We start from the raw sequence: 25,315 nt of genomic DNA, 5'->3' as shown, positions 1-25,315 counted from the left end.
CTTCCTTTAACTTCTAGTTCTTAATTCGAAGTTTCTAAGTTCACGTTCAGAGCGTCTTCAACCAACGCTTTTTGTTGTTTCAAGTGCACCGACATGTAGCCAACTGCTGGCGAAGCAGAAGCTGGGCGACCTGCGTATTTAAGATCTGCACCTGCAGGAATAGCGGCACGGAAGTTATGTTGACTACAGTACCAAGCACCTTGGTTCTGAGGCTCTTCCTGACACCACACAAAGTCTTCAACGTTAGTGTATTGAGCAATCGCAGCTTGCACTTCTTCCATTGGGAATGGGTAAAGCTGTTCAATACGCACAATTGCCACGTCTTCTTGCTCGTTGTTGCGGCGCTGTTCAAGAAGGTCGAAATAAACCTTACCAGAACAGAACACAACGCGTTTCACTTTGCTCGGTTCCAAGTTATCCACTTCAGGGATAGCTGCTTGGAATGTACCTTCTGCAAGGTCTTCGATAGTCGAAATACAAAGTGGGTGACGAAGCAATGATTTTGGAGACATTACGATCAATGGTCGACGCATAGGGCGAACAACCTGACGGCGAATCATGTGATAAACCTGAGCTGGAGTGGAAGGTACAACCACTTGCATATTTTGCTCAGCACACAGCTGTAGGTAACGCTCTAAACGTGCAGACGAGTGTTCTGGGCCTTGACCTTCATAGCCATGAGGCAGAAGCATGGTTAAGCCACACAAACGAGCCCACTTCTGTTCACCAGAAGAGATAAACTGGTCGATAACTACTTGAGCGCCGTTTGCAAAGTCACCAAACTGTGCTTCCCAGATAGTTAAACCGCCAGGTTCCGCTGTCGTGTAACCGTATTCAAATGCCAGTACTGCCTCTTCAGACAACACAGAGTCAAATACCTGGAAAGGACCTTGCTTGTCATGAATGTTCGCCAACGGGATATAGGTGCTCGCATCCGTTTGGTTATGTAGTACTGAGTGACGGTGGAAGAAAGTACCACGGCCAGAGTCCTGACCTGAAATACGGATACGCTTACCATCGTCAACCAATGTTGCGTAAGCCAACGTTTCAGCCATACCCCAGTCAATTGCTTTTTCACCGGTCATCATTGATAGACGATCGTTGTATAGCTTATTGACTCGGCTTTGTAGCTTATGGCTTTCTGGGTACTGACATATACGATTGCCAAGCTCAATCAGTCTTTGCTTATCGTATTGAGATTCCCACTGCATGTCCCATTCGTGACCTAGGTATGGAGACCAGTCTACAGAATGCAATGCCATTGGGCGCCACTCTTTCACCACGACTTCACCGCGGTCAAGAGCATCACGATATTCGTTTACTAACTGAGTAGCAGTTTCAATATCTGATTCGTTTTTATCAATCAGAACATCTGCATAAAGCTTACGCGGTGTTGGGTGTTTCTTGATTTTTTGGTACATCAAAGGCTGAGTCGCATTTGGCTCATCTGCCTCGTTGTGGCCATGACGGCGGTAACATACCAAGTCAATAACAACGTCACGCTTAAACTCGTTACGGTAATCCAATGCAATACGCGTAACAAACGCAACCGCTTCTGGATCATCAGCATTAACGTGGAAAATCGGTGCCTGTACCATCTTAGCAATATCGGTACAGTACATGGTTGAGCGAGTATCACGTGGATTCGACGTCGTAAAACCAACCTGGTTGTTTACAACGATACGAACCGTACCACCAACACAGAAACCACGCGCTAGAGACATGTTGAACGTTTCTGCAACTACACCCTGACCTGCGATAGCCGAGTCACCGTGGATAGTAATAGGAAGAACTTTACTTCCCTTATTATCACCTAAGCGATCTTGACGGGCACGCACAGAGCCCATAACTACAGGGTTTACAATCTCTAAGTGCGATGGGTTAAATGCCAGCGCTAAGTGGACATCACCACCCGGCGTTGCGAAGTCTGCTGAGAAACCTTGGTGGTATTTAACGTCACCGGTACCCCACGATTCGTCGTGCTTACCCGCAAACTCATCAAACAGATCTTGTGGCTTCTTACCCAGAACGTTCACTAGCATGTTCAAACGACCGCGGTGAGCCATACCGATAACGACTTCGCGCATGCCACTCGTACCTGCATGACGAATCAGTTCTTTCGTCATTGGGATAAGTGCATCACCACCTTCGAGCGAGAAACGTTTTGCGCCAGGGAATTTAGCGCCTAAGTAACGCTCAAGACCTTCAGCTGCTGTTAACTCTTCTAGGAACGTACGTTTCTCATCTATGTTAAATGATGGCTGGCCTACGACAGACTCAAGACGTTGTTGAATCCAACGCTTTTGCTCTGTGTCAGTCATGTGCATGTATTCAGCACCGATGGAACCGCAGTATGTTTTCTTGAGGGCTTCGTAAATATCTTTCAACTTCATGGTTTCTTGCCCAATAGCAAAAGAACCTACGTTAAAAGTTTCTTCGAAGTCTTCTTCGGTAAGATTATGAAATGCCGGATCTAGCTCAGCAACAGTTGAACGTTGCCATAGACCTAGTGGATCTAGTTCAGCAGCTTCGTGTCCGCGGAAACGGTATGCGTTAATTAGCTGTAGAACTTTTACTTGTTTTGCATCGACATCAGGGTCACTAACTTGGACATTGTAATGCTTTGTCTCTTGAGCGAGTCGTCGGAAGTAGTCACGGACACGTGAGTGTGGCTGTTCTGCCACTTCTTTTGTTGGCTTCGGCAAGCCTTCAAAAACACGTTTCCACTCCTCACTTACCAGATCGGGATCACTTAGATACAGTTCGTAGAGGTCCTCTACATACGTTGCATTGGCGCCAGCCAAGTGTGAAGACTCGAGCCATGCCTTCATCACGCCGTTGTGCATATTTTCCCTTAACCAGTAGTTTTCACGTTTGCTTCGGTCTACGCCGAGCTATAAACAGCCGACTAGAACAATCGGCAATTTTAATATTCTTCTACTCGACTTTTGCAATTGCAGTGAAGTGCTTTCTACACTCCACCGCAACTGTAGCAATAGCGAGTAAGTTACACCGAACGATTTACCAGCATCGATTTAATATGACCGATTGCTTTCGTCGGGTTTAGTCCTTTAGGACAAACACTTACACAATTCATGATGCCATGGCAACGAAAAACGCTAAATGCATCATCAAGATCAGACAGACGTTCATCTGTTGCTGTATCACGGCTATCAATTAACCAGCGATATGCTGCCAGCAGACCAGCAGGACCGATGAATTTATCTGGGTTCCACCAGAACGACGGACAAGAAGTTGTACAACATGCACACATGATACATTCGTACAAACCATCTAAATGTGCACGCTCATCTGGAGATTGCAGGTTCTCTCGTGATGGTGGTAATGCACCGTCATCAATCAAGAATGGCTTAACTTTCGCATAGTTATCATAGAACTGCGTCATGTCAACAATAAGGTCGCGCACAACAGGTAAGCCTGGCAGTGGACGAATTACGATCTTATCGCCTTGAAGTGCAGACAGCGGCGTTATACATGCAAGGCCGTTTTTACCGTTCATGTTCAAGCCATCAGAACCACAAACCCCTTCACGGCATGAGCGACGGAAAGAGATGCTAGGATCTTGCTCTTTAAGCAGAATCAACGCATCCAGAACCATCATGTCTGAGCCTTCTTCTACCTCAAGCGTGTAGTCTTTCATGTAAGGCTTGGTGTCTACGTCCGGATTGTAACGGTACAAAGAGAAGTTAAGTTTCATCGTCATTTCCTCCCTTAGTATGTACGTACTTTCGGCGGGAACGCGTCGCGGTATACTGGCGTCATGTTTACATCACGCTTAGTCATCGCTTCTGTTTCCGGATTGTAGATAGAGTGACATAGCCAGTTCTCATCATCACGCTCTGGGTAGTCAAAACGAGCGTGTGCACCACGGCTTTCCGTACGGTAGTTTGCAGCAACTGCTGTTGAGAAGGCTGTTTCCATCAGGTTGTCTAGCTCTAGACACTCAATACGTTGAGTGTTGAACTCTGAAGATTTGTCCGCCAGATGTGCGTCTTTCAGACGTTCACGAATCACTTTCAGCTCTTCCAGACCGGTTGCCATTGCATCACCTTCACGGAATACCGAGAAGCTGTTTTGCATGCAACGTTGTAGATCTTTACGGATTTGTACTGGATCTTCACCACCAGTGCTGTTTTCCCAACGCATTGTACGCGCCAGAGAAGCTTCGATGTCAGACTCAGTTGCAGGACGAGCTTCCGCTTGTGCTGCTAGTGTTTCGCCTAGGTGTAGACCTGTTGCACGACCAAATACAACCAAGTCTAGTAGCGAGTTACCACCCAGACGGTTTGCACCGTGTACAGATACAGAAGCGATTTCACCACAAGCGAATAGGCCTTGAATTTCAGCTTCGCTGCCGTCAGCCAATTGTTTGATTGCCTGGCCAGAAACCTGAGTTGGTACACCACCCATCATGTAGTGACATGTCGGGATTACTGGGATTGGTTCTTTTACAGGATCAACGTGTGCGAACGTGCGAGATAGTTCACAGATACCAGGTAGACGTGACTCAAGTACATCTTTACCTAGGTGATCCAGTTTCAGTTTAATGTGTGGTCCCCATGGGCCATCACAGCCGCGGCCTTCACGGATTTCAATCATCATTGAACGAGCAACAACGTCGCGACCAGCAAGGTCTTTCGCGTTTGGAGCATAACGCTCCATGAAGCGTTCGCCGTCTTTGTTTAGAAGGTAACCACCTTCACCACGACAACCTTCTGTTACCAGTACACCCGCGCCTGCGATGCCAGTTGGGTGGAACTGCCACATTTCCATGTCTTGCATTGGTACGCCCGCACGTAGTGCCATACCAACACCATCACCAGTGTTAATGTGTGCGTTAGTTGTCGAGGCGTAAATACGACCTGCACCACCGGTAGCGAGTACCGTTGCTTTAGATTTGAAGTAACAGATTTCACCGGTTTCCATGCAAATCGCAGTACACCCCATGATCGCGCCATCTTGGTTTTTCACCAAGTCCAACGCATACCACTCAGAGAAGATCGTTGTTTTGTGTTTTACGTTTTGTTGGTAAAGCGTATGAAGAAGCGCGTGCCCTGTACGGTCGGCTGCTGCCGCTGTACGTGCAGCTTGCTCGCCACCAAATTCTTTTGACTGACCACCAAATGGACGTTGGTAGATAGTGCCATTATCAAAACGAGAGAATGGAAGACCCATTTTTTCTAGTTCGATTACAGACTCTGGTCCATTCTTACACATGTATTCAATAGCGTTTTGGTCACCAATGTAGTCCGATCCTTTCACGGTATCGTACATGTGCCACTGCCAATCGTCCTTGTGCGAGTTACCTAGAGCAACGGTGATACCACCCTGCGCAGATACTGTATGAGAACGAGTTGGGAATACTTTAGATAGCAAAGCACATGAAAGGCCTTGCTCTGAAATTTGTAGTGCAGCGCGCATACCTGCACCACCAGCGCCGATTACAACGGCATCAAACTCACGAACTGGAATAGACACTTACGCACCCCACAAAATAAATAGACCAGAGAAGACATAACCGAATAGAGCGGCAATTACACCAAGTTGTAGTGCGGCACGAAGTTTTGCGCACTTAATGTAGTCGGTAAACACCTGCCACATACCGATCCACGCGTGAATCAGTACCGAAACCAGAGCCAACATGGTGAAAACTTTGGTGCAAGTGCCACCAAAGAACTGGGTCCAAGATGCGTAAGAGATATCTGAGAATGCACAGAAGCTCACCAGATAAATCGTGTATAGCGTCATAATGATGGCAGTTGCACGAACCAATAGGAAATCGTGTACACCATTACGACCGAATGAAGAAACGTGTTTTACCATACCATGATCCCCGCCAATAGTGACAATACTGCAGTCGCACCGAAGGCGACTTTCGCGCTCATCGCGCCAGAATCTAGCTCTTCAAAATGACCTAGATCCATCAGTAGATGACGGACACCACCAGCAACGTGGTATGCAAGTGCAGTTAGAATTCCCCACAGGATGAATTTTACGAAGAAACCATCAACGATGTCAGCGGCTTCCATAAAACCCATTGGGGATGACAGAGAAATGGATAGTAACCACAGTAGTATACCCACCGCAACAAACGTAATTACCCCAGACACACGGTGCAGGATGGATGCGATTGCTGTGATAGGAAAGTGGATGGTCTGTAAATCTAAATTAACAGGTCTTGACTTTCTTTCTTTCACGGGCTTGCTCACTCAGCTCCATTGAGCATTTATTGTTATAACCAATTTCAGCGTCCAAATGTACAAAAGTTAACATTTATTTAACAGATACCTTAGATATTCACCCAGATAATTGTAAACAAGTTGTTAACAGCGAGAGCTATCACCAAACCTCACTCTTTGTTATAGCCCCGAATTTATAAGGATTTAACTAAAATTTTCTTTGCCAATATACGGCGAGCAACATTCTAATACAATTGGTGTAACAAATTATGCTACATAGAACAGATTTTTAACGATTTTCCAAGAAAAAATCATAACAAGTGCACACAAAGCTGTAGAAAAATTGACTTTAGTCTTTAACAACAGTAAAAACATTGCACACAAACATCCTGGACGGATTAAATAATAAACAAAGGAGATTGTTATGGCGGATAAGAAAGCTACCCTTCATGTTGAAGGCCAAGCGCCAATCGAGCTGCCAATTATGGAAGGTACACTAGGTACACCTGTAATTGACGTTCGTAAACTAGGACCCAATGGTTACTTTACTTTTGACCCTGGTTTTCTTGCCACTGCATCTTGTGAATCATCAATCACGTATATCGATGGCGGCAAAGGTATTCTTTTGCACCGTGGTTACCCGATTGATCAATTAGCCAATAACGCAGATTACCTAGAAGTATGTTACATCCTTCTTTATGGTGAAGCCCCTACCCGAGAACAATACGAGCAATTTAAGAAAACCGTTACTCGCCATACTATGGTTCATGAGCAGATCGCAAGCTTCTTCCACGGCTTCCGACGTGACGCTCACCCTATGGCGGTAATGTGTGGTGTAGTTGGAGCACTTGCTGCCTTCTACCACGATTCTCTTGATGTGAATAACGACGAGCACCGCGAAATTGCGGCTTATCGTCTACTTTCGAAAATGCCTACGCTGGCGGCGATGTGTTACAAATACTCAGTCGGCCAACCATTCATTTACCCTCGTAACGATTTAAGCTACGCGGAAAACTTCCTACACATGATGTTTGCAAACCCATGTGAAGAGTATGAAGTGAACCCTGTAGTTGCTCGTGCGATGGATAAAATCTTCACGCTTCATGCGGACCATGAGCAGAATGCTTCGACGTCAACAGTGCGTCTGGCAGGTTCTTCTGGTGCTAACCCATTTGCATGTATTGCAGCTGGTATCGCATCTCTTTGGGGCCCTGCGCACGGTGGTGCTAACGAAGCGTGTTTGAAAATGTTGGAAGAAATCGGCAGTGTAGATAACATTCCTGAATACGTAGAGCGAGCGAAAGACAAAGATGACCCATTCCGTTTGATGGGCTTCGGTCACCGTGTTTACAAGAACTACGACCCACGTGCAACTGTAATGCGTGAAACTTGTCATGACGTTCTAAAAGAGCTGAGCATCCAAGACCCGCTTCTAGATGTTGCAATGGAGCTTGAGCGTATCGCGCTTTCTGATGAGTACTTCGTTTCTAAGAAACTGTACCCGAACGTAGATTTCTACTCAGGTATCATTCTTAAAGCGATCGGTATTCCAGTATCAATGTTTACGGTTATCTTTGCGATTTCTCGTACTATTGGCTGGATTGCTCACTGGAACGAGATGCACAGCGATCCGCTAAACCGCATCGGTCGTCCACGTCAGCTATACACTGGTGAAGCACAACGTGAGTTTTCACCACTTCACGAACGTGAATAATCGCTGAGCGAAAAGCTAAGTAAAAGAAAGGGTTGAGATGTTAGTCTCAACCCTTTTTATTTGTGGCTAATAACGATACCCAAATAACCTTGAAATGCTTGGTAATTTGGGTATGCAGGTTAAACCGGATTATCAATATCGATAAATTCCACTTGTAAGCCGTATTCGTCGGCTAACCACTTACCAAGCGCTTTGATACCATAACGCTCTGTTGCATGATGCCCGGCTGCGAAATAATGAATATCCATTTCTCGCGCTGTATAAGTGGTGCGCTCAGAGATTTCGCCAGAAACAAAGGCATCCAAACCATGCTGAACGGCAAGTTCGATATAGTCTTGTCCGCCGCCAGTACACCACCCCACAGTCTCGATCATCTTACCTGCATTTTCTGGAGCAATATGTAGAGGTTCTCTATTTAGCGTTTGGTTGATCTTGCTAGCAAATTCTTCACCCGAGATAGGCTTTTTCAAACGTCCAAACATCGCCACCGACTGGGGATGCCCTTCCAAGCCACCTTCCACATCAATTTCGAGTAAACGTGCCAACTCTGCGTTGTTACCTAGCTCTGGATGAATATCAAGAGGCAAATGATAACCATATAAGTTGATATCATTTTTAATCAAGCTACGGATTCGTTTACCTTTCATACCACGAATTGGCTCAGGTTCCCCCTTCCAGAAGTACCCGTGATGGACGAGTAACGCATCCGCATTAAGTTCTATCGCTTTATCGATTAATGCCTGTGAGGCAGTTACACCTGTTACAATACGCTTCACCGCAGATGTACCTTCCACCTGCAATCCATTTGGAGCGTAATCTTTAATCAATTGTGGTGACAGTTTGTCATTAAGAATCTGTTCTAATTTCAAGTTATTCATTATCACTTCCAATTTCTAGCGCATTTCCAAAGTGTATATCGAACCCCGAGACTGATGCCAGATATCAAGTCCCCTTAGTTGGCAATTTTCGTTACAATAATGCCGCTTTTTCACTCTATTGTTAAAGCTAACCGGTTAAAAGGAAATAGGATGAATCAACTACAACGCTTTTATCACTGGATCGCATCATCACCACCGCTTTTTGAATTGCGTCCACCATTTGTGACACTAGAGGATTTGCCGGTTGCCCCCCTATGCGATTCCGAGGAATATAGCGGGAATCCAAGACTAGGCTTTCTCTATCAGCATTTATGTACCGCTGTATTTTCCCAGTCGCCACGATACCAGGTAGTCGCAGAAGAAATTCAGTTAAATGATAGTGATGGAAGAACTATCGGTGCTGTTGATCTGATATTGAAAAATACTGAGTCCGGTCAAATGGAGCACTGGGAAGTTGCGATAAAGTTCTACCTTCTTCACCAAGGGATTTGGTACGGACCGAATGCTCATGACCAGCTGCACAAAAAACTGAATAGAATGCTGACTCATCAACTTAAAATGAGCGAGAAACCCGAATTTCACCAAATTCTTCCTCTCGATACGCTACCTATCGAACGTTTATTAATGCAGGGACGTCTTTACATCAATCCGTTTGCGCCAGAGCCTACACCAACAGAATGTTTAGGATATGAGCTCAATCCAAGTCAAATAACCGGATACTGGTGCTATCAAAGCCAGTGGGACTTGATAGAGAAGCCGCTATATCACTTAAGCAAACCATGCTGGGCAATTGGCACAAATGATTTTTCCCATCCGATAGAGAAGCCATCAGGACGATTTGAACACGCACAAACCGAAGATGGTGAGTTTTGGTTTATAGTGCCGGATAGCTGGCCAGAGAAGCGTTAAGCATGGATATTTTCATACCCAAGGCGGGAACGAGACTAAGTTAGAAATCTATTATTAAATAGGTGAGTTTTGTGAAAAGCTTCAGAATTAAAAAGGGTTGATGCTTTCACATCAACCCTTAACATCTCGATTGAGTAATTAAAGACTTTTACAATCCTGCTGCTGCAAAAACCTGATTAACAATCTCTTGTGCTTCTGCTTCAATCTGTTTTAGGTGATCTTCACCTTTGAAACTCTCACAGTAAATTTTGTAGATGTCTTCCGTACCAGACGGGCGAGCCGCGAACCAACCGTTTTCTGTGGTTACTTTTAGACCACCGATCGCCGCACCGTTACCAGGAGCGTGAGTGAGTCGTGCAGTAATGGCATCGCCAGCCAGTGTTTCTGCTGATACCATTTCTGGAGACAGCTTCTTCAATACGTCTTTTTGAGGACCATTCGCTACGGCTTGGATACGGTTATAATTTGATTCACCGTGCTTAGCTGCTAACTCTTCATAGTACTCTTGTGGGTTTTTACCCGTTACTGCAGTGATTTCTGCCGCTAACAGGCAAAGTATAATGCCATCTTTATCAGTAGACCATGGTGTTCCGTCTTTGCGTAGGAAAGATGCTCCTGCACTTTCTTCACCGCCAAAACCAAGCTTACCAGTGTATAAACCGTCAACAAACCATTTGAAACCAACTGGCACTTCACACAGTTCGCGCCCAAGATCTGCAACGACACGATCAATCAATGCGCTTGATACCAGAGTTTTACCTACTGCAACATCTTTTCCCCAACCATCGCGATGACGGTATAGGTAGTCGATACATACAGCCAGGTAATGGTTTGGATTCATCAAACCTTTTGGTGTAACAATTCCATGACGGTCGTAATCTGGGTCATTACCAAACGCCAGATCGTATTCGTCTTTCAGTGCTAGAAGACCAGCCATTGCGTATGGTGAAGAACAATCCATACGAACCACGCCATCTTTATCCAGTGACATAAATTGGAATGATAAGTCAATCTCTTCATTCACCAAAGTAAGGTCCAGATTGTATGCTTTTCCGATTTGACGCCAGTAATCAATACCGCTACCACCTAGTGGATCAACACCAATTTTCAGATTTGCTTTTTGAATCGCTTCCATATCGATAACGTTTACAAGATCATCGATATACGGTTTTACCAAATCGACTTCAACAAACAAATCAGATGCTTTCGCTTCTTCTAGATGCAGACGTTTCACGCCTTTTAATTGTTCCGCGATCAACACATTTGCGCGATCTTCAATCGCTTGAGTCAATTCAGCTTCCGCTGGACCACCGTGTGTTGGGTTGTACTTAATACCACCGTCTTGTGGTGGGTTATGTGATGGCGTGATAACAATGCCATCTGCCTTTTCATCGTGCTTGATGTTGTAAGTCAGAATGGCGTGAGAGATCCCTGGGGTTGGCGTGTAGCCACTGTCTTGCTGAACGATCACTTTTACACCGTTCGCAATCAAAACTTCGATAACACTAGAAAAAGCTGGCTCAGACAGTGCGTGGGTATCTTTACCTACAAACAGTGGTCCTGTTGTTCCCTGCTCTGCACGAACTTCTGCAACCGCTTGTGCAATCGCTAAGATATGGTTTTCGTTAAAAGTATGTTTGTCTGCGGTACCACGGTGACCAGATGTACCGAACTGAACCTTGTGTTCTGGATTAGTCGCATCAGGTTGAAGCAAGAAGTAATTAGCAACTAACGCCGGAATATTATGAAGATCTTCCTGCTGCGCTTTTTGCCCAGCACGAGGGTGCATAGCCATGTCTGACATCCTTTCTATAAAAATAACAAACTAAAAAGCCTCATAATATCCGCTAAATGCTACACATTATGAGGCTTCTATCAGGTTTCTTAAATTGAACCCGTTACTTTCTCTATCAAGTCCGGTTGGAACCCCATGTGCGCCATCACTTGCTCAACCATCTGTCTTTTTCGGCTGGTATTGTTATTTGTGATTACCCAAAATGGTGTTTCTGGAATCGCTTTAGGTTTAGTCGTATTACCGTTTGCCAGTAAAGTTTCTTCATTATCAGCAAAGTAAACGCGCTTACGTCCCTTCACATTTGTTGCTTGCGCGAATCCTTCAGGATTTAACTTATGTAATGTTGATAAAACCAACATGAAGCGATCAATCGCTTTCTTAAGACCAGCAAATTCATCAGAAATCAGCAGTGAACGCATTTCTTTCACTGTATCAACTTGCTCTGTTTTACCTGCATCTTTACTTACTACAATCCCTTGTGGCTTCTCTACTACAGGCACAACTTCTGCTACCTGCAACTGACCATCAAGGTTTAAAAGGCGTCGCAAAATATCCGAGGCGCTTTCACCGATATGCTTTGTTTGGCTAGCAATGTAACGGTAAAGATCCTCATCAACCTCTATTGTTTTCATTCGCTTTTCACATTCTCAATGTTTAAACTCTGGGGGATTATAACGAGATCCTCACGGATACTCCACGTTAAACCCATCACGAATAAGATAAAATGTCAGCATTACTCAACTATAAGCAGGAAGGCCAAGGCCAAACAGTTGTTTTGATTCACGGATTGTTTGGTAGTTTAAGTAATCTGGGCCTTTTGGCTCGTGATCTTATCGAAGATTGTTCTGTGATCAGTATTGACTTACGAAATCACGGCCTCTCTTTCCATTCTGATACACATACCTACGCAGATATGGCACAAGATGTCGCCGATCTGCTCCGTCATTTAAACGTCGAGCCTGCGATCATTATCGGCCATTCAATGGGCGGTAAAGTTGCAATGAAACTCGTAGACATCGTTCCGCACTTGGTAAAGCAATTAGTTGTATTAGACATGGCTCCGGTAGCATATACGACAAATCGCCATGATAACGTATTCAAGGGCTTGCAAGCTGTTATCGCCGAAAAGCCATCAAGCCGTCAGCAAGCAATGGATATTCTCGCTCAGCACGTTGAAATTGACGGTGTGAGACAATTTCTCTCGAAATCACTGTATAAAGAAGGTGATAAAATGGCCTGGCGATTTAATGTGCAAAGTCTGTTGACCAACTACGCGGAAATTATTGGCTGGGAAGAGATCACACCAACCGATATCCCAACTCTTTTTGTTAAGGGAGGGGACTCTGATTATTTAATGCCGGAACATCAACCAGCTGTGCAAAGACAATTTAAACATGCCAAAGCACATATCATTGCTAACACCGGCCATTGGTTACACGCAGAAAAGCCAGTTGAAGTCATGCGCGTGATCAGGAAACACATTTCGGGTTAACAATTTCACGACTACGTATCGATTATTGAAATATCCCTTCTCGTAGCGCATTAACTTTACCGTTTAACAGTGGTATAGTGCGCGCAATAATTTTCGGCATGAAGGACTAAAATGCTCTACGACTACATGGATACGCTCGAATCTATCGGGCTCGATCTTCTTTTTGCTGCTATCTTCTTCTTCATTGGGATGGCAATAAAAGATGTGCTGAAGCAAGGCAATGTACCTGTTTTTGGTCGTCGTATTGTATGGTTGGTCCTTTTTCTCGGCTGTGCTGGGTTTATCGCAAAAGGGATAATTCAGCTAACTTGGGAAGGCTCAGGGTTAGGCTAAACTAAACCCTTAGTATCATCGCCAACAACAAACAATGTAAAGGTATAGACTCTATGGCAAGTGTAGGTATCTTCTTCGGTAGCGACACAGGTAATACTGAAGCCGTTGCAAAGATGATTCAAAAGCAACTAGGTAAGCAACTAGTTCACGTTCAAGACATCGCGAAAAGCAGCAAAGAAGACATTGATAACTTTGACCTTCTACTTCTGGGTATCCCAACTTGGTACTACGGTGAAGCACAGTGTGACTGGGATGATTTCTTTCCAGAGCTTGAGCAAATCGACTTCTCTACTAAGTTAGTCGCTATCTTTGGCTGTGGTGACCAAGAAGACTACGCAGAGTACTTCTGTGATGCTATGGGCACAGTACGTGACATCGTTGAATCAAAAGGTGGCACAATCTTGGGTCATACATCGACTGAAGGCTATGAATTTGAAGCATCTAAAGCGCTAGTAGAAGGTGATGACAGCCACTTTGTAGGTCTATGCATCGATGAAGACCGCCAACCTGAGTTAACCGACCAGCGTGTTGAGAACTGGGTAAAACAGATTTACGAAGAGATGTGTCTAGCTGAGCTTGAAGGCTAATACAAAATCTTCAAAAAGACCTCCATCATGGAGGTCTTTTTGTAGGTACTGACTATGAAGCTTCCGTTATTACGGTTTCTTCTCGATACTGTGGCTTTTTTCGCACATACAGTTTACGTTTCACTTCAGACACCACGTTCCCGTCTTTATCTTTGATATGAATTATAAACTCGGGAAACCATTTATCTCCGTCACGCGTCTTTTTAAAAATCTCTTCAATCATCCCTTCCGAGATTTCAAAATCTGCAAACAGGTCACTATTTCCGGGTTTGATAAAGTTGATGCTCGCTTCTTTATCCCAAACATAATATTCCTCTCGCAAAATACCGATCAGCATCATTGAATAAATGGGATCCGTCAGCGAGAAGATACTTCCACCATATTGAGTACGATTGGCGTTTTTATTCCACCAGTTGAGCTTCAAGCGTACTTTAACCAAACGAAAATCTTCGGAAATATGTAAAATTTTAATTCCAGCACCCCAAAATGGAGGCCAAAGATTAAGCCCAAATTTAATGATTCCTGGCTTATAAATTTTGGCGATTCGCTTATCCATTGCAATCCTTGCCCTTAGCGCGGTTATGTTACGCAATTGTAACTGGTAAGAGCTCTAATATAATTGACCGATTTCTAATTTACAAAGAAAGAATGTATTAACCCTTTGAAGTTCGTGGTTTAATGTTTTTAGCGCTTCGCCTATAATGGTAGGAATATTGAATTCTGTTAAATCGCTGCAGATGATCCAACGGGAAAGTATATGTCAGATAATAATCAGGCGCTGAAGGACGCGGGCTTAAAAGTAACCCTTCCAAGGCTAAAAATTCTAGAAGTACTTCAGCAGCCAGACTGCCAGCACATCAGTGCTGAAGATTTGTACAAAAAGTTGATTGATCTAGGTGAAGAAATTGGTCTAGCAACCGTTTATCGAGTACTAAACCAATTCGACGATGCTGGGATTGTAACTCGTCACCACTTCGAAGGTGGTAAATCAGTCTTTGAACTTTCGACTCAACATCACCATGACCACCTAGTATGTCTGGATTGTGGTGAAGTAATTGAGTTTTCAGACGATCTTATCGAAGAACGTCAAAAAGAAATAGCGGCTAAATACAATGTAACTCTGACTAACCACAGCCTTTACTTGTACGGTAAATGTGGTAGTGGTAGTGGTAGTTGCAAAGACGATCCAAACGCACATAAACCAAAGAAATAATCACAATAAAAGCGCTCCTTGAGCGCTTTTTTATCCGTCACATATTTTATACCAATCGTAGTAAACGATTACTCATTCTAGCTTGCAAACATACTCGATAACTGCGTGACAAATTTTGATTGTAGAAAAACTAGTTACGGAAAAATTGTGCCTTGTTCTCAAGAATTTCCCTACGCTATTTCTGAACACTTACTTACTGTGATTAGTATTACAAATATAAAAAATGCCAGTCCTATGACTGGCATTTTTGTTTTCATGCGTACTTACTTGTCTTCAATTTTTGCCCATGTGTCACGAAGACCTACCGTACGATTGAACACTAGGCTCTCTGCGGTTGATTCTTTAGAATCAGCACAGAAATAACCCATACGCTCAAACTGGTAGCCTTTTTCTGCTTCAGCAGAAGCGAGACTTGGCTCAACAAAACCATTGATTACAACAAGTGAATCAGGGTTAATTGTCGATGCAAAATCCTCCGCCGCGCCTGGGTTTGGAACCGTGAATAGGCGATCGTACAGACGAATTTCTGCAGGGAGTGCTTTATCAGCTGATACCCAGTGAATAACACCCTTTACTTTACGGCCATCAGCTGGGTTTTTACCCAGTGTGTCAGCATCGTAAGTACAGAAAATCGTAGTGATGTTACCTTCAGCGTCTTTCTCAACACGTTCAGCTTTAATCACGTAAGCGCCACGTAGACGAACTTCTTTACCTAGAACCAAACGCTTGTACTTTTTGTTCGCATCTTCACGAAAGTCTTCACGCTCAATCCAAACTTCACGAGTAAACGGTACTTCGCGCTCACCCATTTCTGGTTTATTTGGATGATTTGCAAGCGTCAAATTCTCTACAGCACCCTCTTCAAAGTTTTCAATAACGACTTTTACAGGGTCTAGTACCGCCATTGCTCGTGGTGCATTTTCGTTTAGGTCGTCACGAATACAAGATTCAAGAGAACTAAACTCGATCATGTTTTCTTGCTTAGTAACACCAATGCGTTTACAGAACTCACGAATAGATGACGGAGTGAAGCCACGACGACGCAAACCAGATACGGTTGGCATACGAGGATCATCCCAGCCATTAACCAGTTTTTCGGTCACTAGCTGGTTCAGCTTACGCTTAGACATCACTGTGTATTCAAGATTTAGACGGCTAAACTCGTACTGGTGAGGGCGACAATCAATTGTAATGTTCTCTAGAACCCAGTCGTAAAGACGGCGATTATCCATAAACTCAAGAGTACAAATCGAGTGAGTGATACCTTCTAACGCATCAGAAATACAGTGTGTGAAGTCGTACATTGGGTAAATGCACCACTTGTCACCAGTTTGGTGATGAGTCGCGAAACGGACGCGATATAGCACAGGGTCACGCATAACCATGAATGAAGAACCCATGTCGATCTTAGCGCGAAGACATGCTTTACCTTCTTCAAACTCACCTGCACGCATTTTTTCAAACAACGCAAGGTTTTCTTCGATTGGACGGTCACGGTACGGACTTGGCTTACCTGGCGCTTTTAACGTGCCACGGTATTCGCGAATCTGCTCTGGACTTAGCTCATCTACATACGCTAAGCCTTTATTAATCAATTCAATTGCATATTCGTAAAGCTTATCGAAGTAGTTTGATGAGTAACATACTTCACCACTCCACTCGAAGCCCAACCAGTTTACATCTTTCTTGATAGACTCAACGTATTCGATGTCTTCTTTTTCAGGGTTTGTGTCATCGAAACGTAAGTTACATTGACCCTGATAGTCCTGAGCAATACCGAAGTTCAAACAGATAGACTTAGCATGGCCGATATGCAGGTAACCATTTGGCTCCGGCGGGAATCGAGTATGCACGCTAGTGTGTTTGCCATCCGCTAGATCCTTATCAATGATCTGGCGAATAAAGTTTGATGGACGAGCATCAGCTTCACTCATCTATAGCACCTCAAAAATATTAGTATTGTCAGAGAAAACGGAACTCTGTATCCGAGAGTCGATTTACAGAGTGCATTGTTTCTAATGATCCACAATTCTAAGCCATTAGACAACAAGAACTCGCGCTAAAACCGCAATATTTATCGAGTTAGCGTGAAAGCTCAGCAGAATAAAACCGACGAAACTAAAAAAGACCTCCCGAGGGAGGTCTTTTTTCATCAGTCCTTACGATGTGATTATGGTAGTTTCACATCAGTCAGGTCTTCGCTAGCAGCGATTGCTTTCATTTCGCCGGCAACGATTTCGGCTAGAGGGCCTAGGATAACTTGAAGGTTATTCTCACCAAGTTTCACAACACCTTTCGCACCCAGTTTCTTAAGTACCGCTTCATCAGCAATCGAACGGTCTTTCAGTGTCAGACGTAGACGAGTAATACAAGCGTCGATTGACGTTAGGTTCTCGTGACCGCCCAGCGCTTTTAGGTATTGACGAGCTAGGTCACCACTTTTCGCTTCACCTACAGGAGCTGCAGCAGTGTCTTCGTCATCTTCACGGCCAGGCGACTTCAGGTTGAAAGCGCGGATAGCGAATGTGAAAGTGAAGAAGTATAGTGCACCGAAGCCAAGACCAATAAGCAGTAAAATTAGTGGTTTAGTTGCCAGACCCCAGTTCAGTACGAAGTCGATTAGACCAGCAGAGAAACCGAATCCGTGTAGTGTACCAAACATGTTAGCAATAACTAGAGCAAGACCAGTGAACACCGCGTGCATTGCGTAAAGTGCTGGAGCTAGGAACACGAACATGAATTCTAGTGGCTCAGTGATACCTGTTAGGAATGAACAGAAAGCTACTGAGAATAGTGCACCACCCACTTGGTGACGTTTTTCAACTGGAGCAGCAAAGTACATTGCTAGAGCCGCACCAGGTAGACCGAACATCATGACTGGGAAGAAGCCGTTCATGAATACGCCCGCAGATTTGTCCCCGCCGAAGTAACGGTGCAGGTCACCAGATTTAACTGTTTCAGTGACTTCTTTAACAGTTGCAGTGATTTCTGGAGTTACCGAGTTAGCAAACTCAAATGTGTGAGTTTGACCAGCGACAAGAGTCTTAGCTAGAGCTGGGTCTACACAAAGTTGTTGTAGTGCAGGTAGTGCATTACCAGCAGCCTGAGCACCAGTAACTAGTATTTCTTGACACGTACCCATACCGAACCAGAAGTAAGAGTTAAGAACGTGGTGAAGACCTACAGGGATAAGAGCACGGTTTAGAGTACCGTATACAAACTGACCAACTGCACCAGATGTAGATACTGCATGTGCTAGAGCGTCAAGACCACCTTGAATACTTGGCCATACAATACCAGCAATAGCACCCGCTACCAGCGAAAACAGACCAGCCATAATTGGAACCAGACGTTTGCCTGAGAAGAATGCTAACCACTCAGGTAGGCGTGTTGCATGGAACGCATTGTATGAGTGACCTGCAATAATACCGGCGATGATACCGCCGAAGAATGACATGTTAATGTCAGCGTTAATAGTTGTTGCTGTCGCAGTGATTACGAAGTATGCAACTGCACCAGCTAGTCCAGCAGCACCTTGGCCATCTTTAGATAGACCAATCGCAATACCAAGACCAAATAAAAGTGGAAGCTGACCGAAGATAGCACCACCAGCTTGCGCCATAAATGGGATATCTAATAAGTCGCCTTGACCCAAACGTAGTAAGAGCGCCGCAACTGGAAGCGTCGCGATAGGAAGCATAAGAGCTTTGCCTAACTTCTGCGCGTATCCGAGAATATTCACCTTAAGTTCCCCCTATAGGATTAGATGTTATGCTGAATGACTTATTTTAGCCTTTCAATTTAGTCATGCTCAGTTTATGACAATAATTTTGCTCCGCAAATTAAAAGCTCACTGTTTGTGATCCTAATCACCAGAATTAACCCTAAAGAAAGGTTTTTGCTAGCGAGATCATAAAACTTATTTTATTATACGAAAAAATGGCATTTTAAAGATAACATCCTCGCACTTTATGTAAGGCAGGATCAGTGTTATTTTGGTATCTAAGCAGGTAATCCAACGTAACTTCGCTTCGAAAAAGAATCATAAAAAAACGTTTATTTAATATTTTTCAGCGTATTACTTGTTGGCTTCTCTGCGATAGCCGAGATCAACGCGACTTACACCATGTAACTCGTTATCTAATTCAGTGATACAAACTAAGTAACCACATGACTCAAGCAGTCGCCATTTAGGTAACAATACAGACATTGAATTCTCATCTATAAGGACCAGCTGACTATGTACGCGCTAAGTAACTGTAAAATCTATACCGGTAGTGATGTTCTTACCGAACATGCGGTCATCATCGAAAACAACCTAATTCAATCCGTTTTACCCGTATCTGAGCTACCGAAAGACATCGAGGTAAAAGATCTAAATGGAGCGAATTTAAGTCCGGGATTCATTGATCTTCAGCTTAATGGCTGTGGCGGTGTCATGTTGAATGATGATATCACGCCAGAAACAATTCAAATCATGCACGAAGCTAACCTTAAGTCGGGTTGTACTAGTTTCCTACCTACACTAATAACGTCTTCAGATGAAGATATGCGCGCAGCGATTAATGCAGCTCGTGCGTATCACAACAAGTACCAAAACCAATCACTGGGTCTGCACCTGGAAGGTCCTTATCTTAACGTCGCGAAAAAAGGTATCCATAATGTAAACTTTATTCGCACCTCAGACGAAGAAATGATCGACCTGATCTGCTCAAATACAGATATTATAGCAAAAGTGACACTCGCTCCTGAGCAAAACGATCCTGAGCATATTCGCCGCTTAAGTGCTGCGGGGATTATCGTATCAATCGGCCATACCAACGCGACATACAAGGAAGCACGCCAAGGCTTTGAATCTGGTATTACCTTCGCGACACATCTATTTAATGCAATGACGCCAATGGTCGGTCGTGAGCCAGGGGTTGTCGGTGCTATATACGACACACCAGAAGTATACGCAGGAATCATCGCTGACGGTTTTCACGTAGACTATGCAAACATCAGAATTGCTCATAAAATCAAAGGTGAGAAGCTTGTTTTGGTGACGGATGCCACAGCTCCGGCAGGTGCTAACATTGATCACTTTATTTTTGTCGGTAAGAAAGTATATTACCGAGATGGTAAGTGTGTTGATGAAAACGGCACACTAGGCGGCTCAGCTCTGACTATGATTGAAGCAGTTCAGAATACAGTTGAGCACGCAGGTATCGCTTTAGACGAAGCTCTACGAATGGCCACGCTATATCCTGCAACAGCGATTGGTGTTGCGGATCGTCTTGGCCGCATTCGAACTGGCATGGTGGCAAACCTGACTATTTTCGATCGTGACTTCAATGTAAAAGCGACGGTTGTTAACGGACAATACGAGCACAATTAAGCATGAATGGCGGACAAATTGGTAATGTAGATTTAGTAAAACAGCTTAACAGCGCTGCGGTATATAGGCTGATTGATCAGCAAGGTCCTATCTCCCGTATTCAAGTTGCAGATGTAAGCCAGTTGGCTCCTGCGAGTGTTACTAAGATAACCCGCCAACTTCTAGAGCGCGGCCTAATCAAAGAGGTCGCTCAACAAGCTTCGACTGGTGGTCGCCGAGCTATCTCGTTGACTACCGAAGTAAAACCTTTTCACTCTGTCGCGGTTCGTTTGGGACGTGACTACATACAGTTTTGCCTGTATGACTTGGGCGGAACTGCAATAGCCGAAGAACAACACGAACTACATTACACCAACCAAGAAAACCTGATAGCTGGCCTTATTGAGCTATTAAAGGATTTCATTAATCGCAACCAAGATAAGATTGACCAGTTAATTGCTATTGGTATCACGCTGCCAGGGTTGGTTAACCCAACGACAGGTGTGGTTGAATACATGCCAAATACAGACATCGATAATCTTGCTCTTGGTGAAATCATCAGTGAGAAATTTAATATCTCCTGTTTTGTTGGTAACGACGTTCGCGGTATGGCGTTAGCTGAACACTATTTTGGTGCAAGCCAAGATTGCCAAGACTCCATCCTAGTTAGTGTTCATCGAGGTACTGGTGCTGGCATCATTGTGAATGGTCAGGTGTTTCTTGGATTTAACCGCAACGTCGGTGAAATCGGTCACATCCAAATCGATCCACTCGGTGAACAGTGCCAATGTGGTAACTTTGGCTGCTTAGAGACGGTTGCGGCTAACCCTGCGATTGTACAACGTGTAAAACAGCTTATTGCACAAGGATATGAGTCGAGCCTAACTGAGCTCGAAAATATCACGATTCAAGATATCTGCGCACATGCCATAAATGGTGATGAACTGGCTAAGCAAAGCCTGGTGCGCGTTGGTAATCAGTTAGGTAAAGCGATTGCCATCACAATCAACTTATTCAATCCTCAAAAAATCGTTATTGCTGGCGATATTACTGCTGCGCAAGAAATTGTATTCCCTGCCATTAAACGAAATGTTGAAAACCAGTCGTTAAAAACGTTCCATAATGGCCTTCCTATCGTCGCCTCACTAATCGACAAACAGCCGACAATGGGGGCATTTGCAATGATCAAACGTTCAATGCTAAACGGCGTTTTGTTACAAAAGTTATTAGAAGACTAAGTTTATACAACTAATTGAGTTACAATCTCGGGCTGTGCTTGCACAGCCCGTTTTTGCATATCAGGAAACTCCACAACAGTATGGAAATTATTCTAATTACTACAGCATTTTTAGCTGGCTTTATCGCTTTAAAATGCGCACTTCCTCCTCTAGTTGGCTTTTTACTCGCAGGATTTGGATTACACGCGTTTGGCTTCCAAAGTAATGATGTCATCGCCAACCTGGCTGATCTCGGCGTTACTCTACTTTTGTTCACTATTGGGCTAAAACTCGATGTAAAAACGCTGTTATCCAAAGAAATTTGGGGAGGTGCGACAGCGCACAATATCCTCTCTACTGCGGTGTTCACAATCGCACTAGCTGGGTTAAAGCTATTAGGAATTACCTCTCTGGCGAGCATGGGCATTGGCCAAATTTTACTACTTGCGTTTGCTTTGTCTTTTTCAAGTACCGTTTTCGCGGTGAAGACACTCCAGGAAAAAGGCGAAATGAGCGCGACGTACGGTACCATCGCGATCGGTATCTTAGTCATGCAAGATATCTTTGCTGTCGTATTTCTGACGGTTTCTACTGGGAAAATACCTGAGTGGTACGCCATTGCTTTGTTCGGCCTACCTTTGCTTCGTCCGTTGTTCTACAAATTTCTCGATAAAGTAGGCCACGGCGAGATGTTGGTGTTGTTCGGTATATTCTTCGCCCTTGTCGTTGGTGCTGGTTTATTTGAAATAGTGGGTATGAAGCCAGATCTTGGCGCTCTTATTTTAGGCATGTTGCTGGCAGGTCACAGCAAAGCATCCGAGCTCTCAAAGTCACTGTTTAATATGAAAGAGCTCTTCTTAGTTTGCTTCTTCCTAAATATTGGCTTGTCAGCATCACTAAGCGTTACTGGCGTTGCCCTCGCCGTCTTATTTATTCTGCTGCTACCGATAAAAGGGTTGCTGTACTTTGTAACGATTAACTACTTTAACTTCCGAGTCCGTACTTCTTTACTCGCCTCCTTATCACTGTTCAACTACAGTGAATTTGGTCTGATTGTTGGTGGCTTGGCCTATAAAATGGGTTGGATGCCAAGTGACATGTTAGCGGCAATCGCTGTGGCCGTATCGCTATCATTCATTATCTCAGCGCCACTGAATCGCCTGAGCAATAAAATCTATCAGCATTCCGGTAAATGGCTCCAAGAGACCGCTGCGGAAAAACTCAACCAACGAGATCAACTCATCAACCCTGGCCATGCTCAGGTTCTTATTCTGGGGATGGGTAGAATCGGCACTGGTGCCTATGATGAATTATGCTCTCGCTACGGCAAGATTTCTCTCGGCGTAGAAATTCGTGAAGATGCGGCGCTACGACATCGAGAAGAAGGTCGTAATGTCATTTCCGGTGATGCAACTGACCCAGACTTTTGGGAACGAATCCTTGATACTGGCAACGTACAACTGGTGTTATTGGCTATGCCTCATCATCAGGGTAATCAGACCGCTTTGGAACAGCTCCAACGAAGAAACTACAAAGGGCAAATTGCTGCTATTGCAGAGTACCCAGACCAACTTGATGGTTTGTTAGAAAATGGCGTTCACGCAGCATTCAATATCTACAATGAAGCTGGTAGCGGTTTCGCACGACACGTTTGTCAGCAACTTGAACCCAAATTCACGCCTGCAAAATAGGCATGCAAGTGAATAAAACCACAAGCCTACCAGCCAAATGGTAGGCTTTTTTGTTTAATTTTCACACCAAACCTTAATTTCATTCACCAAAACTGAAGAATTATTAAATAATTTCTAAACCCCAAGGGGTTTTATAATTTTTTTTATCACAAAGCGTTGCTTTTTTTACTCAAACTGGCAAATTGAAGCCATACCGATTAGATATTGTTTAGTTTAAAAAGGATGTTGTATGTGTTCAGTATTTGGCATTTTAGACATAAAAAGTGATGCAGCAGCATTACGCCCTATCGCATTAGAAATGTCGAAAAAGCTTCGTCATCGTGGTCCAGACTGGTCTGGTATCTACTCTTCAGAGCGAGCAATCCTAGCTCATGAACGCTTGGCCATTGTAGGCTTGAATAGCGGAGCTCAACCACTATACAGCCCTGATAAAAAACTAATCCTTGCGGTAAATGGCGAGATCTACAACCACAAAGAGATCCGCGCTCGTTACGAAGGCAAATATGAATTCCAAACTGACTCTGATTGTGAAGTTATTCTTGCTCTATACCAAGATATGGGTGCAGACCTTCTAGAAGAGTTGAACGGCATTTTCGCATTCATTCTTTATGATGAAGAGAAAGACGAGTACCTAATTGGTCGAGACCACATCGGTATCATTCCGCTATACCAAGGTTTTGATGAACATGGCAACTACTACATTGCCTCTGAAATGAAAGCTCTTGTACCTGTATGTAAAACAGTGAGCGAATTTCCCCCAGGTAGTTACTACAGCTCTAAAGACTCAGAGCCACAGCGCTACTACATTCGCGACTGGAACGAATACGCAGCGGTACAAGGCAACAGCACCAGCAAAGAAGATCTGACTGAAGCGTTAGAAGCAGCCGTCAAACGCCAACTGATGACTGACGTTCCTTACGGTGTGCTTCTATCAGGCGGTTTGGATTCATCCATCACATCGGCTGTAGCTAAACGTTATGCAGCAATGCGCATTGAAGACGATGAAAAATCAGAAGCTTGGTGGCCTCAACTACACTCATTTGCTGTTGGTCTAGAAGGCGCTCCAGACTTAAAAGCGGCACGTGAAGTTGCAGATAAAATCGGTACGGTACACCACGAAATGACCTACACAATTCAAGAAGGTCTTGATGCCATTCGTGACGTGATTTACCACATTGAAACCTACGACGTAACAACGATTCGCGCTTCAACGCCAATGTTCCTGATGGGACGTAAAATTAAAGCGATGGGTATCAAAATGGTACTATCAGGCGAAGGTGCGGACGAAATCTTCGGTGGTTACCTGTATTTCCATAAAGCGCCAAACGCACAAGAGTTCCACGAAGAAACTGTACGTAAGCTTCTAGCTCTGAACATGTTTGACTGCGCACGTGCAAACAAATCATTGGCTGCATGGGGTGTCGAAGGCCGAGTACCTTTCTTAGACAAAGAATTCATCGACGTAGCAATGCGCCTAAACCCAGCTGACAAGATGTGTGGCAACGGAAAAATGGAAAAACACATCCTACGAGAGTGTTTTGAGCATTATCTGCCAGATTCAATTGCATGGCGCCAAAAAGAACAATTCTCTGATGGCGTAGGTTATAGCTGGATTGATACTTTGAAAGCTGTAGCTGCAGAGAAAGTAACGGATCAACAAATGGAAACGGCACAGTACCGCTTCCCTTACAACACACCAACCACAAAAGAGGGTTATGTGTACCGCGAAATCTTTGAAGAACTGTTCCCACTACCATCAGCAGCAGAATGTGTACCGGGAGGACCTTCAGTAGCATGTTCTTCAGCTAAAGCAATCGAATGGGACGAGTCATTCAAGAACTGTGTAGACCCATCAGGTCGAGCAGTACAGGCCGTTCATAACGACGCTTACTAATTTATAGACAAAACAGATAGTAAAAGGGCTGGTTAA

The 25,315-nt window shown here is 44.2% G+C and carries 22 protein-coding genes; 10 read left to right on the top strand and 12 right to left on the bottom strand.

Annotated elements, in window-relative coordinates:
- Nucleotides 1–20: 20 nt before the first annotated feature.
- The 5 genes from sucA to sdhC form a co-directional block, all read right to left on the bottom strand.
- Complete coding sequence (gene sucA, locus WJM94_RS10625; protein WP_444494198.1) at nucleotides 21–2,846, bottom strand: 2-oxoglutarate dehydrogenase E1 component; 2,826 nt, start codon at nucleotides 2,844–2,846, stop codon at nucleotides 21–23.
- A gap of 161 nt (nucleotides 2,847–3,007) precedes the next feature.
- Nucleotides 3,008–3,718, bottom strand: coding sequence for a succinate dehydrogenase iron-sulfur subunit (locus tag WJM94_RS10620; protein ID WP_444494197.1), 711 nt, complete (start codon nucleotides 3,716–3,718; stop codon nucleotides 3,008–3,010).
- Nucleotides 3,719–3,732: 14 nt separating this feature from the next.
- Nucleotides 3,733–5,499, bottom strand: a complete 1,767-nt coding sequence (gene sdhA / locus WJM94_RS10615) for a succinate dehydrogenase flavoprotein subunit (protein ID WP_444494196.1) — start codon at nucleotides 5,497–5,499, stop codon at nucleotides 3,733–3,735.
- Entirely contained in the window at nucleotides 5,500–5,844 is a 345-nt protein-coding gene (sdhD, locus tag WJM94_RS10610) for a succinate dehydrogenase, hydrophobic membrane anchor protein (RefSeq protein ID WP_444494195.1), read from the bottom strand.
- The gene (gene sdhC, locus WJM94_RS10605) at nucleotides 5,838–6,230 is read right to left on the bottom strand and encodes a succinate dehydrogenase cytochrome b556 subunit (RefSeq protein WP_444494194.1); all 393 of its coding nucleotides are present in this window, start codon (nucleotides 6,228–6,230) and stop codon (nucleotides 5,838–5,840) included. Before sdhC ends, sdhD begins: the two co-directional genes overlap by 7 nt.
- Before the next feature lie 394 nt (nucleotides 6,231–6,624).
- On the opposite strand from sdhC, the gene WJM94_RS10600 reads away from it, so the two are divergent.
- Nucleotides 6,625–7,914 carry a citrate synthase gene (locus tag WJM94_RS10600; protein WP_444494193.1) on the top strand — a complete coding sequence of 430 codons (1,290 nt, stop codon included), beginning with the start codon at nucleotides 6,625–6,627 and terminating at the stop codon, nucleotides 7,912–7,914.
- Nucleotides 7,915–8,033: 119 nt separating this feature from the next.
- On the opposite strand, the gene WJM94_RS10595 is transcribed toward WJM94_RS10600, so the two are convergent.
- Nucleotides 8,034–8,792: a Nif3-like dinuclear metal center hexameric protein gene (locus tag WJM94_RS10595; RefSeq protein WP_444494192.1), complete on the bottom strand. Its 759-nt coding sequence runs from the start codon at nucleotides 8,790–8,792 to the stop codon at nucleotides 8,034–8,036.
- A 150-nt stretch (nucleotides 8,793–8,942) separates the two neighbouring features.
- Here WJM94_RS10595 and WJM94_RS10590 point away from each other — a divergent pair, with 150 nt between their 5' ends.
- Complete coding sequence (locus WJM94_RS10590; RefSeq protein ID WP_444494191.1) at nucleotides 8,943–9,701, top strand: DUF1853 family protein; 759 nt, start codon at nucleotides 8,943–8,945, stop codon at nucleotides 9,699–9,701.
- A gap of 148 nt (nucleotides 9,702–9,849) precedes the next feature.
- On the opposite strand, the gene pgm is transcribed toward WJM94_RS10590, so the two are convergent.
- Both pgm and seqA read right to left on the bottom strand, forming a co-directional pair.
- On the bottom strand, nucleotides 9,850–11,496 hold the full coding sequence (gene pgm / locus WJM94_RS10585; RefSeq protein WP_444494190.1) for a phosphoglucomutase (alpha-D-glucose-1,6-bisphosphate-dependent): 1,647 nt from the start codon (nucleotides 11,494–11,496) through the stop codon (nucleotides 9,850–9,852).
- A gap of 89 nt (nucleotides 11,497–11,585) precedes the next feature.
- On the bottom strand, nucleotides 11,586–12,128 hold the full coding sequence (seqA, locus tag WJM94_RS10580) for a replication initiation negative regulator SeqA (RefSeq protein ID WP_444494189.1): 543 nt from the start codon (nucleotides 12,126–12,128) through the stop codon (nucleotides 11,586–11,588).
- A gap of 92 nt (nucleotides 12,129–12,220) precedes the next feature.
- Here seqA and WJM94_RS10575 point away from each other — a divergent pair, with 92 nt between their 5' ends.
- From WJM94_RS10575 to fldA, 3 genes are all read left to right on the top strand, one after another.
- A complete protein-coding gene (locus WJM94_RS10575; protein ID WP_444494188.1) occupies nucleotides 12,221–12,988 on the top strand; it encodes an alpha/beta fold hydrolase in 768 nt (255 codons plus the stop codon).
- Nucleotides 12,989–13,099: 111 nt separating this feature from the next.
- The gene (locus WJM94_RS10570; protein ID WP_444494187.1) at nucleotides 13,100–13,321 is read left to right on the top strand and encodes a DUF2788 domain-containing protein; all 222 of its coding nucleotides are present in this window, start codon (nucleotides 13,100–13,102) and stop codon (nucleotides 13,319–13,321) included.
- Nucleotides 13,322–13,374: 53 nt separating this feature from the next.
- Nucleotides 13,375–13,908 carry a flavodoxin FldA gene (gene fldA, locus WJM94_RS10565; RefSeq protein WP_444494186.1) on the top strand — a complete coding sequence of 178 codons (534 nt, stop codon included), beginning with the start codon at nucleotides 13,375–13,377 and terminating at the stop codon, nucleotides 13,906–13,908.
- A 52-nt stretch (nucleotides 13,909–13,960) separates the two neighbouring features.
- Here the strand turns inward: fldA and WJM94_RS10560 are convergent, their stop codons facing one another.
- On the bottom strand, nucleotides 13,961–14,464 hold the full coding sequence (locus WJM94_RS10560) for a DUF4442 domain-containing protein (RefSeq protein ID WP_444494185.1): 504 nt from the start codon (nucleotides 14,462–14,464) through the stop codon (nucleotides 13,961–13,963).
- A 201-nt stretch (nucleotides 14,465–14,665) separates the two neighbouring features.
- On the opposite strand from WJM94_RS10560, the gene fcrX reads away from it, so the two are divergent.
- On the top strand, nucleotides 14,666–15,121 hold the full coding sequence (fcrX, locus tag WJM94_RS10555; protein ID WP_444494184.1) for a ferric iron uptake transcriptional regulator FcrX: 456 nt from the start codon (nucleotides 14,666–14,668) through the stop codon (nucleotides 15,119–15,121).
- Between the two features lie 263 nt (nucleotides 15,122–15,384).
- On the opposite strand, the gene glnS is transcribed toward fcrX, so the two are convergent.
- The 3 genes from glnS to WJM94_RS10540 all read right to left on the bottom strand — a co-directional run bounded on the left by glnS (nucleotide 15,385) and on the right by WJM94_RS10540 (nucleotide 19,331).
- Nucleotides 15,385–17,055 (bottom strand): glutamine--tRNA ligase, encoded by a 1,671-nt coding sequence (glnS, locus tag WJM94_RS10550; protein WP_444494183.1) that lies wholly within the window; start codon nucleotides 17,053–17,055, stop codon nucleotides 15,385–15,387.
- Nucleotides 17,056–17,291: 236 nt separating this feature from the next.
- Nucleotides 17,292–18,863 carry an N-acetylglucosamine-specific PTS transporter subunit IIBC gene (gene nagE, locus WJM94_RS10545; protein ID WP_444494182.1) on the bottom strand — a complete coding sequence of 524 codons (1,572 nt, stop codon included), beginning with the start codon at nucleotides 18,861–18,863 and terminating at the stop codon, nucleotides 17,292–17,294.
- A gap of 336 nt (nucleotides 18,864–19,199) precedes the next feature.
- The gene (locus tag WJM94_RS10540; protein ID WP_444494181.1) at nucleotides 19,200–19,331 is read right to left on the bottom strand and encodes a hypothetical protein; all 132 of its coding nucleotides are present in this window, start codon (nucleotides 19,329–19,331) and stop codon (nucleotides 19,200–19,202) included.
- A gap of 30 nt (nucleotides 19,332–19,361) precedes the next feature.
- Here WJM94_RS10540 and nagA point away from each other — a divergent pair, with 30 nt between their 5' ends.
- From nagA to asnB, 4 genes are all read left to right on the top strand, one after another.
- A complete protein-coding gene (gene nagA, locus WJM94_RS10535; protein WP_444494180.1) occupies nucleotides 19,362–20,498 on the top strand; it encodes an N-acetylglucosamine-6-phosphate deacetylase in 1,137 nt (378 codons plus the stop codon).
- A gap of 2 nt (nucleotides 20,499–20,500) precedes the next feature.
- Complete coding sequence (gene nagC, locus WJM94_RS10530) at nucleotides 20,501–21,715, top strand: DNA-binding transcriptional regulator NagC (protein WP_444494179.1); 1,215 nt, start codon at nucleotides 20,501–20,503, stop codon at nucleotides 21,713–21,715.
- 80 nt (nucleotides 21,716–21,795) lie between these two features.
- Nucleotides 21,796–23,385 carry a cation:proton antiporter domain-containing protein gene (locus WJM94_RS10525; RefSeq protein WP_444494178.1) on the top strand — a complete coding sequence of 530 codons (1,590 nt, stop codon included), beginning with the start codon at nucleotides 21,796–21,798 and terminating at the stop codon, nucleotides 23,383–23,385.
- A 229-nt stretch (nucleotides 23,386–23,614) separates the two neighbouring features.
- Complete coding sequence (gene asnB, locus WJM94_RS10520) at nucleotides 23,615–25,279, top strand: asparagine synthase B (RefSeq protein WP_444494177.1); 1,665 nt, start codon at nucleotides 23,615–23,617, stop codon at nucleotides 25,277–25,279.
- Nucleotides 25,280–25,315: the final 36 nt, after the last annotated feature.

The organism is Vibrio sp. YIC-376, assembly GCF_052353105.1.
GTDB lineage: Bacteria > Pseudomonadota > Gammaproteobacteria > Enterobacterales > Vibrionaceae > Vibrio.
The sequence above is the reverse complement of the archived record's forward strand: the minus strand, read 5'-3'. Positions and strand labels throughout refer to the sequence as shown.